16 protein-coding genes are annotated in these 13,399 nt (G+C 64.6%); 9 read left to right on the top strand and 7 right to left on the bottom strand.

What is annotated here, in order from left to right:
* Positions 1–14: 14 nt before the first annotated feature.
* Positions 15–1,076, bottom strand: a complete 1,062-nt coding sequence (locus HSR122_RS07350) for a phytoene/squalene synthase family protein (RefSeq protein WP_229112138.1) — start codon at positions 1,074–1,076, stop codon at positions 15–17.
* A gap of 205 nt (positions 1,077–1,281) precedes the next feature.
* On the opposite strand from HSR122_RS07350, the gene HSR122_RS07345 reads away from it, so the two are divergent.
* Positions 1,282–1,686 (top strand): translation initiation factor IF-2 subunit beta, encoded by a 405-nt coding sequence (locus HSR122_RS07345; RefSeq protein ID WP_229112137.1) that lies wholly within the window; start codon positions 1,282–1,284, stop codon positions 1,684–1,686.
* A 38-nt stretch (positions 1,687–1,724) separates the two neighbouring features.
* On the opposite strand, the gene HSR122_RS07340 is transcribed toward HSR122_RS07345, so the two are convergent.
* The gene (locus HSR122_RS07340) at positions 1,725–1,904 is read right to left on the bottom strand and encodes a DUF7836 family putative zinc-binding protein (protein ID WP_229112136.1); all 180 of its coding nucleotides are present in this window, start codon (positions 1,902–1,904) and stop codon (positions 1,725–1,727) included.
* A 58-nt stretch (positions 1,905–1,962) separates the two neighbouring features.
* Complete coding sequence (gene coxB, locus HSR122_RS07335; RefSeq protein ID WP_229112135.1) at positions 1,963–2,664, bottom strand: cytochrome c oxidase subunit II; 702 nt, start codon at positions 2,662–2,664, stop codon at positions 1,963–1,965.
* Between the two features lie 169 nt (positions 2,665–2,833).
* Between coxB and HSR122_RS07330 the strand changes: the two genes are divergently transcribed.
* The 5 genes from HSR122_RS07330 (at position 2,834) to HSR122_RS07310 (ending at position 7,206) form a co-directional block, all read left to right on the top strand.
* Positions 2,834–4,210 carry a heme o synthase gene (locus HSR122_RS07330; protein WP_229112134.1) on the top strand — a complete coding sequence of 459 codons (1,377 nt, stop codon included), beginning with the start codon at positions 2,834–2,836 and terminating at the stop codon, positions 4,208–4,210.
* Between the two features lies 1 nt (position 4,211).
* On the top strand, positions 4,212–4,880 hold the full coding sequence (locus HSR122_RS07325; protein WP_229112133.1) for a DUF7546 family protein: 669 nt from the start codon (positions 4,212–4,214) through the stop codon (positions 4,878–4,880).
* 76 nt (positions 4,881–4,956) lie between these two features.
* Positions 4,957–5,916: an ABC transporter ATP-binding protein gene (locus tag HSR122_RS07320; protein WP_229112132.1), complete on the top strand. Its 960-nt coding sequence runs from the start codon at positions 4,957–4,959 to the stop codon at positions 5,914–5,916.
* A complete protein-coding gene (locus HSR122_RS07315) occupies positions 5,913–6,701 on the top strand; it encodes an ABC transporter permease (RefSeq protein WP_229112131.1) in 789 nt (262 codons plus the stop codon). Before HSR122_RS07320 ends, HSR122_RS07315 begins: the two co-directional genes overlap by 4 nt.
* A 268-nt stretch (positions 6,702–6,969) precedes the next feature.
* Positions 6,970–7,206, top strand: coding sequence for a UPF0058 family protein (locus HSR122_RS07310; RefSeq protein ID WP_229112130.1), 237 nt, complete (start codon positions 6,970–6,972; stop codon positions 7,204–7,206).
* A gap of 52 nt (positions 7,207–7,258) precedes the next feature.
* On the opposite strand, the gene HSR122_RS07305 is transcribed toward HSR122_RS07310, so the two are convergent.
* Complete coding sequence (locus tag HSR122_RS07305; RefSeq protein ID WP_229112129.1) at positions 7,259–7,471, bottom strand: DUF5800 family protein; 213 nt, start codon at positions 7,469–7,471, stop codon at positions 7,259–7,261.
* Between the two features lie 112 nt (positions 7,472–7,583).
* On the opposite strand from HSR122_RS07305, the gene HSR122_RS07300 reads away from it, so the two are divergent.
* The gene (locus tag HSR122_RS07300) at positions 7,584–8,663 is read left to right on the top strand and encodes an acyltransferase (RefSeq protein ID WP_394355548.1); all 1,080 of its coding nucleotides are present in this window, start codon (positions 7,584–7,586) and stop codon (positions 8,661–8,663) included.
* Positions 8,664–8,689: 26 nt separating this feature from the next.
* On the opposite strand, the gene HSR122_RS07295 is transcribed toward HSR122_RS07300, so the two are convergent.
* From HSR122_RS07295 to HSR122_RS07285, 3 genes are all read right to left on the bottom strand, one after another.
* On the bottom strand, positions 8,690–9,427 hold the full coding sequence (locus HSR122_RS07295) for a beta-ketoacyl-ACP reductase (RefSeq protein ID WP_229112127.1): 738 nt from the start codon (positions 9,425–9,427) through the stop codon (positions 8,690–8,692).
* 120 nt (positions 9,428–9,547) lie between these two features.
* Positions 9,548–10,873 carry a glutamyl-tRNA reductase gene (gene hemA, locus HSR122_RS07290; RefSeq protein ID WP_229112126.1) on the bottom strand — a complete coding sequence of 442 codons (1,326 nt, stop codon included), beginning with the start codon at positions 10,871–10,873 and terminating at the stop codon, positions 9,548–9,550.
* A gap of 136 nt (positions 10,874–11,009) precedes the next feature.
* Positions 11,010–11,423, bottom strand: coding sequence for a DUF5778 family protein (locus HSR122_RS07285; protein WP_229112125.1), 414 nt, complete (start codon positions 11,421–11,423; stop codon positions 11,010–11,012).
* Between the two features lie 174 nt (positions 11,424–11,597).
* On the opposite strand from HSR122_RS07285, the gene uppS reads away from it, so the two are divergent.
* Together uppS and HSR122_RS07275 are read left to right on the top strand one after the other, a co-directional pair.
* Entirely contained in the window at positions 11,598–12,518 is a 921-nt protein-coding gene (gene uppS / locus HSR122_RS07280) for a polyprenyl diphosphate synthase (RefSeq protein ID WP_394355547.1), read from the top strand.
* 154 nt (positions 12,519–12,672) lie between these two features.
* On the top strand, positions 12,673–13,398 hold the full coding sequence (locus HSR122_RS07275) for a DUF1028 domain-containing protein (protein ID WP_229112124.1): 726 nt from the start codon (positions 12,673–12,675) through the stop codon (positions 13,396–13,398).
* Position 13,399 lies beyond the last annotated feature (1 nt).

The raw sequence follows: 13,399 nt of genomic DNA, 5'->3' as shown, positions 1-13,399 counted from the left end.
AAATCGTCAGAGAATCAGAGGGAAACGAGCGGTTCGTCGGCGATTTGCCGACGGAGTTCCCCGAGCGTGTCAGCGTCGAGTCCGCCGAGAGAGGCCTCGATGACGGCACCGACCTCCTGTCGAGAGACTTTCACGCCCTCCGGTCTGAGCACGTCCTCGGGCCGGGATTCGACTTCTCTGAGCGTGCCCACCGCGAGCAGGTAGGGAATCGCCCACGCAGCGGTGCGGTTGCCCGCCCGCTCGGGGACGTGTTCGAGCCACGTCTGGGCGTCATCGAGATACCCGCGGGCGTCGTCGATCGTTCGCCTGACGACTGCGACTACGCCGTCGGCGTTGTCCGGGTTGTCGAGCGCGTCCTGATCGACGCCCTGTGCGTTCAGTTCGTCGGCGGGCAGGTAGACGTTGTCCTCCTTGTGAAAGTCCGCGCCGACGTCTTTGGCGATGTTGACGAGCTGGAGCGCGAGCCCGAACGACTCGGCGTTGTCTTCCAGTGGTTCGCGGGTTTCGGCGGGCGTCTCCTCGTCCGTGACGAGGTTCGTCACGAGTTCGCCGACAGTCCCGGCGGCGTAGTGACAGTACTCGTGTAGTTCCTCGCGCGCCTGCAGGCGCAGCCCGCCCTCCGAGGCGTACCGCCTGACGAACGTCACCATCCCGCCGACTAACTCCCGCGCCGGTGGCCGGATCGCTTCCCGGATCCGCTCGGGCCGGGACTCGAACACTCGCAGGACACGGTCCGTCTGTGCGACCAGTTCCCAGTCAGCACCCCCATCCTCCGGAATCCACTCCGCGACGTCTCGCTCGAACGCTTCAACGGACGTGCTCTCCGCCGGGTCGAGTATCGAATCGTACGTCTCCAGCAGTGACGCCTTCGTTTCGGGAGGGATGTGTCCGGCGTCTTCGATCGTATCCGGGATCCGACACAGGAGATACCCGACACAGATAGACGAAGACATCGGCTCCTCGAGGATGTCGATCGTGATAGCGAAGGTTCGGGAGACCTCCTGGACGATCTCGTGGCTCCAGGCGAGATCGCTCTCTATCGTCGCTGGGTCGACGGCTTCCGAAGTGTCTGCCATTCGTTGTATCGTCTGTTAGGGTTGGAGGTTGAAAACTCCGTCACATCTTCGACGGCGTGCGGTCGACCCGGAACAGACATACAGCAGCAAGGATGACAGTGACCGTTGTAGCGGTGCGACCGCACGAGGTCGTGCGGTTGATCCGAAAGGGACGTACAACGGCCACTATGAAAGGCTTTTACTCGACGGCCGGATACGGTCAGGTATGGATTACGACGACATGCTCGACCGTGCGATTTCGGAGACGCCGGACATCGAGGGCGGAAACGAGCGCTTCGACGTACCGGATCCCGACATCCGACAGGAGGGGAACGTCACCGTCTACGAGAACTTCCAGACGACCGTGGATCGGCTCGGACGCGAGGACGGCCACGTGGTCAAGTTCCTCCAGAACGAACTGGGGACCAGTGGTCACATCGACGAGAGCGGGCGCGCGCGTCTGACGGGGAGCTTCAGCGAACGCCGGATCTCGGAGGCGATCGACGCCTACGTCTCGGAGTTCGTCCTCTGTTCGGAGTGTGGCCTGCCAGACACGAAGCTCATCCGAGAAAAAGGGGCGGTGCTGTTGCAATGTGAGGCCTGCGGGGCCCGGTCGTCCACGAGCGGGTGAACGACTCGGGTTCGGTCGTAGACGGGAGCGTGCTGGAACTACTGCAATTCCTTGAGCGTCTGGAGGTCCTGATCAGTCCGCATGAACTCCGAGAGACGACGTGAAGCGTGACAGTTCGGGCAGTGATAGGTTTCGCTCGGCTCCGGCAGGTCACGGGGCGTCGACTGCCAGTCTTTGGAACATTCGGGACATAATAGCCGTACGTACGCTTCCTCCATGTGTACGTATCACACGGGGTAGGTAGAAAAAGGTTGCCGCTAGCTCGTTTGCGCGTTATTACTCGGCCTGCTGGGAAGCCAGCCAGGACTCGTATCTCTCCTGAGTCGTCACGTTGACCTCCGACATCATCAGCGAGTGACCCGCCCCGCAGTACTCGGCACAGTAGACCTGATAGGTGCCGGTCTCCTGTGGGGTCGTGACGAGGTAGTTCGACTGCGCGGGGAACGCGTCTGATTTCAGCCCGAGTTCGGGCACGTGGAAGGCATGCAACCAGTCTTTCGAGGTGATGTTCAACTTCACCGTCTGGTTGACCGGAATGACGAGTTGATCGCTGCTCGAGACGTTCTGTTCGGGATACTCGTAACTCCAGGCGTACCGCTCGGCGAAGACCTGTACTTCCATGTCCGCCTCGCCTTGCCCGGAGACGTCGTCCTGCGCGAGGACGCCGTAGGCCCCGATACCGACGAACAGCAGGACGATCGCCGTCGCGACCGTCCAGGTGATCTCGAGCCGTCGGTTCTCTTTCGTCGGTTTTGCCTCCTCGACGTTGCTCGACCGAAACCGCCAGACGGTATAGAAGAGGATCGCCTCGACGAGGATCGTGATCGGGATCGCGACCGCGAGCAACTCGAAGTTCAGCCCCCAGATCGCCTCTTCCGTCGAGGAACTGGCCGTCGACTGAGCGAGCGCGGGCTGACTGCCGACGGCGACCAGCGCGCCCGATAGCACCGCGACGACCCCTGCACGGTTGCGCGTCATTGCCACTGTGTTGGGAACTTGGGTATAAATAACCTGCTTCCCCTGCGGTTTTATCCTTGACTTTTCACCCCTACTATTCTGGTACCTTATATACAAAACCCTACATAGGACGAGGGGTAACGCGAGAATTAAATATCCAGAGCCGGACCTGATAGGTGAGACAGATCCCGTGCGGGAGACAGACACACGGACGTTCACGGCGTTGCTCACCGGGGCGGTGATCGGCGTCTACGCGCTGATCGTCGCCGGCGCGACGGCGGCTATCGCAGACGCGGCCAGTGCCTGTTCGAGCTGGCCGACCTGTTCGCAGCCGCCGTCGCTGACCGAGCCAGCACTGATGATCGCCTGGGGGCATCGCGTGACTGCGCTGCTGGTCGGCCTGCTCGTGATCGCGACGGCCGTCGTCGGCTGGCGCGTCGCACGGCGACGCCGGGTGAAATACGCGCTGGCGGTTGCCCTCGCGCTGTTTCCGGTCCAGATCGGCGTCGGTGCGGCCGTCGCGACGACCGGCGCAGCCGGCGAGATCCCCTCGGTTCACCTCGGCGTCGCGGCGTCGATCTTCGGCGCGCTCGTCGCCGCGCTGGCCTGGCATCTGGAGGCCGGTGCCGACGACCAGCCGGTGACGACCGACCCTGGACCCGTGTCCGAGCCGGTCGGAGACGTGACGGTTACCCGTCCAAGCGGCCTCGTCGAGACAGTTCGTGCGTACGTCAGCCTGACCAAGCCGCGACTGATGTGGCTGCTCAGTCTCGTCGCCGCCGCCGGGATGGCGCTCGCTGCCGACGGCTCGATCCCGATCGAGACGATCCTCGCGACGATCGGCGGCGGGGTGCTTGCGATCGGCTCCAGTGGCACTTTCAATCACATCCTCGAACGCGACGTCGACCGCCGGATGAACCGGACGGCGGACCGACCGCTGACGACCGAACAGGTCCCGGTAACGAACGCGCTGGCGTTCGGGTTCGCGCTCGGCGCGCTCTCGCTTGCGGCCTTCCTGACGGTCAACGTCCTCGTTGCCGTGCTGGGGCTGGTCGCGATCGTCTTCTACAGCGTGATATACACGCTCGTTTTGAAACCCAACACCGTCCAGAACACCGTCATCGGCGGGTTCGCCGGTGCGCTCCCGGCGCTGATCGGGTCGGCGGCCGTCACGGGGACGATCGGACCTGCCGGGCTGGCGCTGGCGACGCTGATCTTCCTGTGGACGCCCGCACACTTCTACAACCTCGCGCTGGCGTATAAGGACGACTACGCCCGGGGCGGTTTCCCGATGATGCCCGTCGTTCGCGGGGAAGCGACCACGCGCAAGCACATCCTCTGGTATCTGGCGGCGACGCTGCTGGCTGCGACGGTCGTGACCGCGATCGCCGATCTGGGCGCGCTCGTCGGCGCGACGACGGTGGTGCTGGGAGCCGTCTTCCTGTGGATGGTCGTCCGGTTGCACCGCGAGCGAACTGAATCGGCCGCGTTTCGAGCGTTTCACGCCTCGAACGCCTACCTCGGGGCGTTCCTCGTGGCCGTCGTGATCGACGCCCTGGCGATCTAAGATGCACAACGCGACCACCTTGACGGCCCGCCTGCGACCGGCCCCCGAGACCGCGCGCTGGGCGTTTCTCGTCGTCAACGCCGAGTTGCTCGTGCTGTGGCTGTGGTTCGTGACGGCGCGACCGACGTTCGCTTCGCTGCTCGGGGCGCGGTACGTGCTCTATCCGTTCGTCTGGATCAACGTCGGGCTGTGGGCGCTCTGGCGGACGACGCCCGCGCCGGCCCCGCCGCGCCGACGGTATCTCGCCGGCGCGCTCGCGGCCGGATACCTCCTGCTATTGGCGTACGTCGGCGGGTTGTTCGGCACAGCCACCCATCACGTCGTCACTCCACAGGTGGCGCTCGGGACCCCGCCCGGATTCAGCCCGGCCCTACTGTACGACGGAGCGATGTTGAAGCTGACCGTCCTCCCCTACAAGCTGGTCGGCTACCTCGCGCTGGCCTATCTGGTCTATGCGACGGTCATCGATGCCGCCGGATCGGCCATCGCGGGCGTGCTCGGACTGTTCTCGTGTATCTCCTGTACGTGGCCGATCGTCGCCGCCTTCGTCACGGGGACGATCGGTGGCGGTGCGGCGATCGCCGGCGCGGTCTACGCCGGCGGATACGACCTCTCGGTCGCCGTGTTCGTCGTCACTGTCGGGCTATTGTACTGGCGGCCGACAGTGTGACCGCGGTTGCTGTTCGTGGGTGTGTGGCTCTGCCGGAACCGAACTGGCTTTCCCGCGCGTGCTCTGAGAGAGACACATGACTGACGTACTCCTCGCGCGCGACCTCGCCCGCACGTACGGCGACACGGTCGCGCTCGCGGGCGTCTCGCTCTCGGTCGGCGAGGGCGAGGTACTGGGGCTGGTCGGCCCGAACGGTGCGGGCAAGACGACGCTCGTGCGCGCGCTGACGGGTACGACCGACGCAGAGGGCACGGTCGAGCTGTTCGGCGAGTCGCCGCGGTCGGTCGACCGATCGCGCATCGGCCTGCTCCCCCAGTCGTTCGACCCGCCTGCTCGGCTCACCGCGCGGGAACTGCTAGAGTACTACGCCGGCCTCTACGACCACGCCCGGGACGCGACGGCTGTCCTCTCGGACGTCGGCCTCGAGGACGCGACCGACACCGCCTACGAGCACCTCTCCGGCGGCCAGCAGCGCCGGGTCTGCGTCGGAACGGCGCTGGTCAACGACCCTGAACTGCTCGTGCTCGACGAGCCGACGACCGGGATCGACCCGTCGGGTCGCCGCGCTGTCTGGCGACTGCTGGAGGGGCTCGCGGACGGCGGGACGACGATCGTGCTGACGACCCACTACATGGCCGAGGTCGAGCGGCTGGCCGACCGGGTTGGGCTGCTCGCGGACGGCGAACTGCTCGCGCTGGATTCCCCGCGGGCGCTGATCGGGGAATACGGCGGGCGGACCCGGCTCGTGATCGACGTCGATGGCGAGCCATCAGAGCCGCTCTCGATCGGGTTCGAGACAACCAGGCGGGACGGGCAACTCGTCGTGATGGACATCGCGCCGACGGAGATTGGGACGGTCGTCGATCGGTTGAGTTCAGCCGGGATCACACCCGGATCGCTCACCTGGCGCGAACCCGATATGGAGGACGTCTATCTGGGTCTGACCGGCACGGCGGTCGGCCACGGGGGCGATCCGCTCGATCCGGCAGAGCTGGACGCGGCAGGTCCGATCGCGGCCGACGGAGGCCAGCCATGAGCCGGTTCGGACGGGTCCACGCCGCCTCGCGGGCGGCGGCACTGTCGTTTCTCCGGCGGCGGACGGCCGTGTTCTTCACGTTCCTGTTTCCACTGTTGATCGTCCTCATCTTCGGCGCGCTAGTCGAGACCCAGCCGACCGGCGGTGGGCTATTCACCGAACCGCCCGGCTACTACGTGCCCGGCTATCTCGCCGTCGTCGTGCTATTCACGCCGCTCTCGCGGGTCGGCAGCGAAGTGGCTCGCCACCGCGAGGGCAACCGCTTCGAGAAACTCGCGACCACGCCGCTGCGGCGCTGGGAGTGGCTGCTCGCACAGACGGTCGTCAACGTCGCGGTCATCGGACTGGCCGCGTTACTGTTGCTCGGTCTGTTGCTCGCCGTGACGGGTGCCGAGATCGTCCTGTCGCCGCTTTTGGTTCCGTTCGTCGTCGCCGCTGTGGCGCTGTTCTGCGGGATCGGAGCGATACTCGGCGCGCTCGCCGACTCACAGGACGGCGTCATCGCCGCCAGCAACGCGATCGCGCTCCCGCTTCTGTTCCTCTCGGAGACGTTCGTTCCGCCGTCGCTGCTGCCGGCGTGGTTCCGACCGCTGCTGGAACTGTCGCCGCTGACGTACTTCTCCCGGGGCGTGCGAGCGGCCACGTTCGAAACCCCGGCGCTGGCCGACGGCGTCGTGCTCGCCTCTTACGGCCGGGAGGACCCGCTCGTGAACCTCGCGATCCTGACCGGACTGGCCGTGCTCGCGCTGGCGGTCGGGGCACTGGCACTGCCACAAACGGATTGATACTGGTGGCTAGACGTTCGTGAGGATATCTGGCACGCCGGCGTGCCAGATCAGTTCGAAAGGGGATCGCCATCAGTATGATCTGCAAGGAGCGAATATCGTCGACGGTCGGCGTGACCACCGGTTCCCGTCCCGAGTCTGTGAGGTAGTTTTTCGTCTACCTTCATATCGGGTAATAGAACCTAATAAAACGCCGAAATACGGGAGGTGTGTGTTAACTATTCTCGGGATACTACTATAACCCTCCAGTTGGTAGGGATGGATGACCATGAAAAAGCAGGAACTCATTCACCTTCACGGCCTGCTCGCACAGGTACAGGAACACTACGAGGAGCACACCGGAAACACCGTCGAACACGACGAATACCTCGACCAGGGCGTTCGACCGACATCGATTCACAAGTCGAAAACCGACCACAAGGCGGCCGTCTTCGCTCTCGCTGACGGGCTGACGTCCGAACTGGAATCGGAAGTCAAAGAACCTCTTTCTGCCAGCGCGGACTGATTTCCTCGTCGCGGCCCCGCGGCTCGACCCGAGACGAGTCGCAACGCCCGGGTCACTCGTCGGTCGGTGACTCCAGCACCTCGCTGATCCGCCGTGGCTCTCCTGACAGCGACGGGTTTTCCTCGACGATCCTGAGCACCTCGTGGTCGGTCACGTCCGGATAGGGCTTCTCGATGGCGTCCTCAATGAGGGACTTCTCCAGGCGGAACTCGTGGCCTTCGTAGATCACGTCCACGCCCTGTTCGTCGAACGAAAGTACTGTCATTACTTTCGGGTTGGGTCCCGACCCTCAAAACGAGCGCGATCCGATCGCACGTCAGACGCGCGGCAGACGCGCGGCAGACGCGTGCTATGGCTTTAATACGGACGATCGACGTATGATACGTGTGCTGTTTCGATCGGACCCGCTCGAGGAACTGGCGATTCCCGACGGAACGACCGTCGAGGAACACGACCTCGTCACCGACGGCGACGTACTGGTCGGCGGCCAGTCGACCGTGGAGTTCGGCGTCCGCGGACGGAACGTGATCGCGGGCGAGCGCGTCCGTTTCGGGGGCCACATCGAGGCCGAGGGCGACTGTCGGCTGGACATGTGGTGTGATGTCGCGGACAACGTGCTCGTCGGCGAGGACGCCTATCTCGGCGAGCGCGTCCACGTCGGCGGCCAGTTGAAGGTCGCAGGCGATATCGACATCGGCGACGACGTCGACATCGAGGAGGGGTTCGAGGCCAACGGCTGGATCGTCATCCGCAATCCCATGCCGACGATCGTCTTCCTGTTCGTCTATCTCGGCCAGCTGTTGCGGATCGGCGAGCAGGAGGCCGCCGAGGACGCCCTCTCGGAGTTGCTCGATGGCGACCACGACGAGGAGCCGGTCGTCATCCCGCGGGGTGCGACCGTCGGCGACGACGCCTGGCGCGTCTCGACGCCCGCGCGGGTCGGTGACGACTGCCGGATCCACGGCAACGTCCGGGCCGAGTCGGTGACTGTCGGCCGGGACAACGTCCTCTTCGGGAGCCTCCGGGGCAAAGACGACGTCGTCGTCGGTCGCGGATCGGAGATCAAGGGGAACGTCACGACACGCAACGGCGATCTGGCGGTCGGGCCGGGCGTCAAGATCTGGGGCGACGTCGCGGCCGAGAACGTCCGCCTGCACGAGAACGCGACCGTCGACGGAACGATCCGCGCCGGCGGGGAGATCAAGTTGCATACCGCGGACGTGCTCAACGACCCCGACGAGGACGCCGAGGCGATGGCCGAGATGGCCGCCGAGATGGAAGCTGCATCGACTCCAGTCGCCGAGGACGACGGACCCGTCGAAGACGCGTCCGCTGTAGACGAACCCGACGAAGAGAAACCGGGAGACGACGACCCGGCAGAAGCACCCGATGACAGCGCGGCAACGGAACTATCCGAGCCGGCTGCTGACGGCGATCATCCGGATCCTGCGACCTGACGGAAACCACTCTCGCTCGTCGGGAGCTACAGGTCCTTGCCCCCGTTAGCGTCGATGACCTCACCGGTGATGAACGACGATCGGTCGCTCGCCAGAAACGCGACGATTTCCGCGATTTCCTCGGGCGTACCCAGCCGGCCGAGCGGCGTGTCCTCCCGGATCTGATCTTTGATATGCTCGGGGAGGTCCTCGACCATTCTGGTCGCGATGAAGCCGGGCGCGACACAGTTCGCGGTCGATCCCTTGGGAGCGAGTTCGAGCGCGAGCGTCCGCGTGAACCCGAACATTCCTGCCTTGGCCGTCGCGTAGTTCGCCTGTCCGAAATTCCCGCCTTTGCCGATGATACTGGAGATGTTGATCAACCGACCCTCCTCGGACGCGGCCAGGTCGTCGTAGAACGTCTGGGTGGCGTGGAACGCGCCGTCGAGATGCACGTCCAGAACCGTATCCCACTCCTCGTGGGTCATCTCGGTGAACTTGACGTCCTGATTGATCCCGGCGTTGTTCACCAGCACGTCTACCGATCCGAACTCCCTGTGGACCTTCTCACCCATCCGTTGGACAGCCTCGATGTCGGTCACGTCGGCCTGAGCGATCAACGCCGAGCCACCGGCCGCTTCGACGGCGGCCGCCGTCCGCTCGGCCCCCTCTCTGGAACTTCTGTAATTCACTGCGACGTTGTGTCCTTCCTCGCCGAACCGCTCGGCGATAGCCCGCCCGATTCCGCTCGAGGATCCCGTCACGACACAGGTTTTTGCCGTCATGTGTAGAGTTACTCCCCAGCACGGCAAAACAATGGCGACCTTGGCAAATATTCCCAACCCCTCTCGTGTAAGTCTATTCCGTACCGACAGGCTGGTCAGAGCGGCACACGACGATCCGTATCAATCGTCGAATCGATCCTGCACGATCTCGCGGTCCGTCTCCGACCCCGGCGCGTCCGTCACGAACTCCTCGATCGGCGGCGTTTCGCCCTCGAGAGAGGGATCGAACAGTCGCAGGGCGGTGTTGATCGTCGACCAGTCGTCGTCTTCGGCCGCGTCCCGAAGACTGCTCGTCGGCGGGGCGAGTAACTTGTTGACGATCGCGTCCGCCATCGATTCGACGACTTCGCGCTCTCCCTCGTCGAGATCGAGTTTCGCGAACGCCTTCTGTAGCTCGGCGGCTTTGTGACGCTCCGCTCCTTCGTACATGGCGGAGATGACCTCGTCCGCTCGCTTGCGCTTGTACTGGGTGAGCAGTTCTTCGAACGCCTTCTCGATCAACTGTTCGACCTCGAGCGCGGCGTCGCGGCGCTGAGCGCGCGTCTCCTCGGTGACCGACTTCAGCGCGTCCAGATCGTACCGCGTCACGCCGGATAACTGGCCGACCCGTTCGGGAACGTCTCGCGGGCGAGCGAGATCGAGCACGATGGTCTCGCCCGCATCGGCCAGCAATGCCGAATCGACGACTGGTTCGGTCGTCCCCGTCGCCGAAATGACGATATCCGCGGTCGTCACCGCCTGCTCGAGGTCGCTCATATCGAGCGAGTCACCGTCGACTGAGACACTATCGAGGACGCGTTCGGCGTGTTCGACCGTCCGATTCACCACGAACAGTTGATCGACGTCGGTTCTGGCGTCGAGGGCCTTCGCCGAGAGCGTCGCCATCTCGCCGGCACCGATCACTGTAGCGGTCGCTCCATCGATGTCGTGCTCGGCGGCGGCCAGTTCGACGGCGGCGCTACCGACCGAGACGACGCCGTCGTTGATCGCCGTCTCCGAACGCGCGCGCTCGCCGACGTGGATCGCCTTGGTGATCGCGGACTCAAGTACCGGTCCGATACCTCCGGCGGTTCGGGCGTCCTCGAAGGCGTCTCTGACCTGTCCGATGATCTGGTCCTCGCCGATGACGAGCGACTCCAGCCCGGCCGCCACGCGCATCAGGTGCCGGAGGCTCGCCTCGTGGTCGAGCCACTCGATCACCGAGTCGGGGATCTCGGCGGCATACTCCTCCAGAACGGCCCGACCGGCGTCGGCGCTGTCAGTCACCACGTAGGCCTCGACACGGTTGCACGTCTGTAGTGCGAACGCCTCCGCGACGGCCTCCTCTTCGAGCAGACAGTCGACCACGGCGTGCTGGTCTGTCGCCGCTGCCGACTCGATCTCGCGGACGTCCGCCTGACGGTGGGAAACGCTCATCCCGGTGATGACGCCTGTTGCCCGTGTCACGTAATCTCACCTGTGGTCGCTACGGTCACGTTGTCGTCTCTCATCGAACGTTAGGTCCGACAGTATCTAAAACCTGTTCAAAGTCCATGTGTACATTCACCATGCCAGTTTGACGCATGATAGATCGATCCTGACGTCACGCAGCGTGTGGACCTTCGACGCCGACGACCGTGTAGCCGGCCGCCGAGACAGCATCGAGGATCGCCTCCTGGTCGGCGTCGGCTTCGTAGTAGAAGACGATCCGAAACGTCCCCTCGCGGAGGAGTTGCTGGCACTCCCAGACGAACTCCTCGTCTTCGAGCGTCAGTCCCTGGTGCTGGTTGAGGCCGAACTCCGGGTCGTCGGTGCCCGAGTAGACGAACGTCTCCTCGTCCGGCGCGGCATGCTCGGCGATGATGTCACCGATTTCGATTGTCGCCTGGTTCAGTTCCGCCTCCTTGTCGCGACCGAAATCGGTGTGGACGATCAGACCGTTGAGCTCGATCTCGCCCGGTTCGAGCAGGTTCTCGGCCTGTTCGTACAGTTCCTCGTCGATGATCTCTTCGGCCATTATCAGTGCTCTGTCGCCCGGCCTAATACGCCTCACGATATTTCGGTGGCCCGCCCGACCAGCCCGTGTCGTCCAGACGGACGACCGGACCGTCATGTCCGTCCCGGGACGCGATATTCCCGTTGCCGAGATCAGAACACAACACTCATACTGACTGCTCGACATGACTCACGTGTGCGATCGTTGCTTCGTGGACCGGCGATGCGGCTGTACGAGACGCTTCTGGAGTGGGAAGTATCGGGAACGCCGGACCACGTCGCCGTCATTCAGGACGGCAATCGACGGTACGCCCGCGAGCAGGGCGACGACGCCACTGACGGTCACAGAGAGGGTGCCGAGACGACGGAAGCTGTCCTCGAATGGTGCGAGGAACTGGGGATCGAGGAGTTGACGCTGTATGCCTTCTCGACGGAGAACTTCGAGCGGCCAGCCGACGAACGCGAGGCGCTGTTCGATCTCCTCGAGCGGAAGCTCCGGGAGTTCGCGGACGCGGATCGCGTCCACGAGGCAGGTGTCCGGATCCGTGCGATCGGCGAGATCGACCGCTTGCCGGAGCGAGTACAGGACGCGATCGCCTACGCCGACCGGCGAACGCGGTCGTACGACCAGTTCCAGCTCAACGTCGCGCTGGCGTACGGTGGCCGTGCCGAACTGCTGAACGCGGCCCGGGGCATCGCCCGGGACGTGCGCGACGGCGACCTCGATCCCGGTGCCGTTGACGTCGGGACGGTCGATCGCCGCCTGTACGACGGGCCGACCCGCGACGTCGATCTCATCATCCGAACTGGCGGGGACGAGCGGACTTCGAACTTTCTGCCGTGGCACGCCAACGGCAACGAGGCCGCCGTGTACTTCTGTGCCCCCTACTGGCCGGAGTTCCGGAAGGTCGACCTCTTGCGGGCGATCCGAACCTACGAGTCCCGAGAGGTGTCCTGGCGCAAGACCAGGGTCCAGCGTGCGCTCGCGCTGATCAGAGCGATCGAGAACGAACGCGGTGAGGGCGGACAACTTCTCGAACGCCTTCGCGAGCGACTCCCCAGCGAGCAGGCCGACGCGCTATCCGAGCAGGCCGACGTCGAACGGTTCGCGGACTGATCGGGACCGAGTCCGTTCTCGCAGTCGGTGGTAGACATCTCCGTAGAGGGGTGAATTTGATATAGCGAAATACAATTTATACGTTGCGTAAGCCGGCCGTTGTCCTGTGAGCCGAGCCGATAGTATAACATCGACCCCACTCGACCGTCGAATTGTGACGTTCAGTATCTGCGTTCGCGAGCGCTACCGCGATCAGGACGGTACCGAGCAGACCCGGTTCGGCGTCGCGGTCACGACTCGACTCCCCGGCGTCGGGACGCTCTGTCCGTTCGCCAGCGAGAACGGAGCGGTCGCGACCCAGAGTCTCGTCAACGTCGAACTCGGCCGCAAGGGCGTCGAATACCTGGACGACGGACTGGCTGTCGAAGACGCGCTGGAATCGCTGCTCAACGCCGACGACGGGAGCGAGCAGCGTCAGTTGCACGGCGTCGGGACGGACGGGGAGTTCGCGTTCTCCGGGGACGAGTGCAAGCCCTGGTACGGACACCGTGTCGGAGACAACTACACCGTTGCGGGTAACCTCCTGACCGGCGAATCGGTCATCGAAGCGACCGCGACGGCCTACGAGGTCACGTCTCCGGACGATCCGTCCACCGATCCGGATCGTCCACTCGCCGCGCGACTGATCGACGCGCTCGAGGCCGGCCACGTCGAGGGCGGCGACAAGCGCGAGGAACTCCCGGTCCAGAGCGCGGCCTTGCTCGTTCGCTCGACCGAACAGCGAGCGATCGACCCGTACTACGACGACTTGCGGGTCGACGCGACCGAGACGCCGATCGCCGACCTCCGCGAGACCTACGAGCAGGCCAGGCGTGGCTTCGAAATGGCGCTGGAACGATACGAGGACGACTACGAGTCCGACGAACTCGACGCCGAATAGC

The organism is Halapricum desulfuricans, assembly GCF_017094525.1.
Taxonomy (GTDB): domain Archaea; phylum Halobacteriota; class Halobacteria; order Halobacteriales; family Haloarculaceae; genus Halapricum; species Halapricum desulfuricans.
The sequence above is the reverse complement of the archived record's forward strand: the minus strand, read 5'-3'. Positions and strand labels throughout refer to the sequence as shown.

Excerpts from the sequence above, each read along its gene's own strand:
- HSR122_RS07305 (WP_229112129.1), bottom strand. The coding sequence starts at position 7,471 with ATGACAGTACTTTCGTTCGACGAACAGGGCGTGGACGTGATCTACGAA.
- coxB (WP_229112135.1), bottom strand. The coding sequence starts at position 2,664 with ATGACGCGCAACCGTGCAGGGGTCGTCGCGGTGCTATCGGGCGCGCTG.
- HSR122_RS07295 (WP_229112127.1), bottom strand. The coding sequence starts at position 9,427 with ATGACGGCAAAAACCTGTGTCGTGACGGGATCCTCGAGCGGAATCGGG.
- HSR122_RS07315 (WP_229112131.1), top strand. The coding sequence starts at position 5,913 with ATGAGCCGGTTCGGACGGGTCCACGCCGCCTCGCGGGCGGCGGCACTG.
- HSR122_RS07285 (WP_229112125.1), bottom strand. The coding sequence starts at position 11,423 with ATGGCCGAAGAGATCATCGACGAGGAACTGTACGAACAGGCCGAGAAC.
- HSR122_RS07345 (WP_229112137.1), top strand. The coding sequence starts at position 1,282 with ATGGATTACGACGACATGCTCGACCGTGCGATTTCGGAGACGCCGGAC.
- HSR122_RS07320 (WP_229112132.1), top strand. The coding sequence starts at position 4,957 with ATGACTGACGTACTCCTCGCGCGCGACCTCGCCCGCACGTACGGCGAC.
- HSR122_RS07310 (WP_229112130.1), top strand. The coding sequence starts at position 6,970 with ATGAAAAAGCAGGAACTCATTCACCTTCACGGCCTGCTCGCACAGGTA.
- HSR122_RS07350 (WP_229112138.1), bottom strand. The coding sequence starts at position 1,076 with ATGGCAGACACTTCGGAAGCCGTCGACCCAGCGACGATAGAGAGCGAT.
- HSR122_RS07340 (WP_229112136.1), bottom strand. The coding sequence starts at position 1,904 with ATGGAGGAAGCGTACGTACGGCTATTATGTCCCGAATGTTCCAAAGAC.
- HSR122_RS07325 (WP_229112133.1), top strand. The coding sequence starts at position 4,212 with ATGCACAACGCGACCACCTTGACGGCCCGCCTGCGACCGGCCCCCGAG.
- HSR122_RS07300 (WP_394355548.1), top strand. The coding sequence starts at position 7,584 with ATGATACGTGTGCTGTTTCGATCGGACCCGCTCGAGGAACTGGCGATT.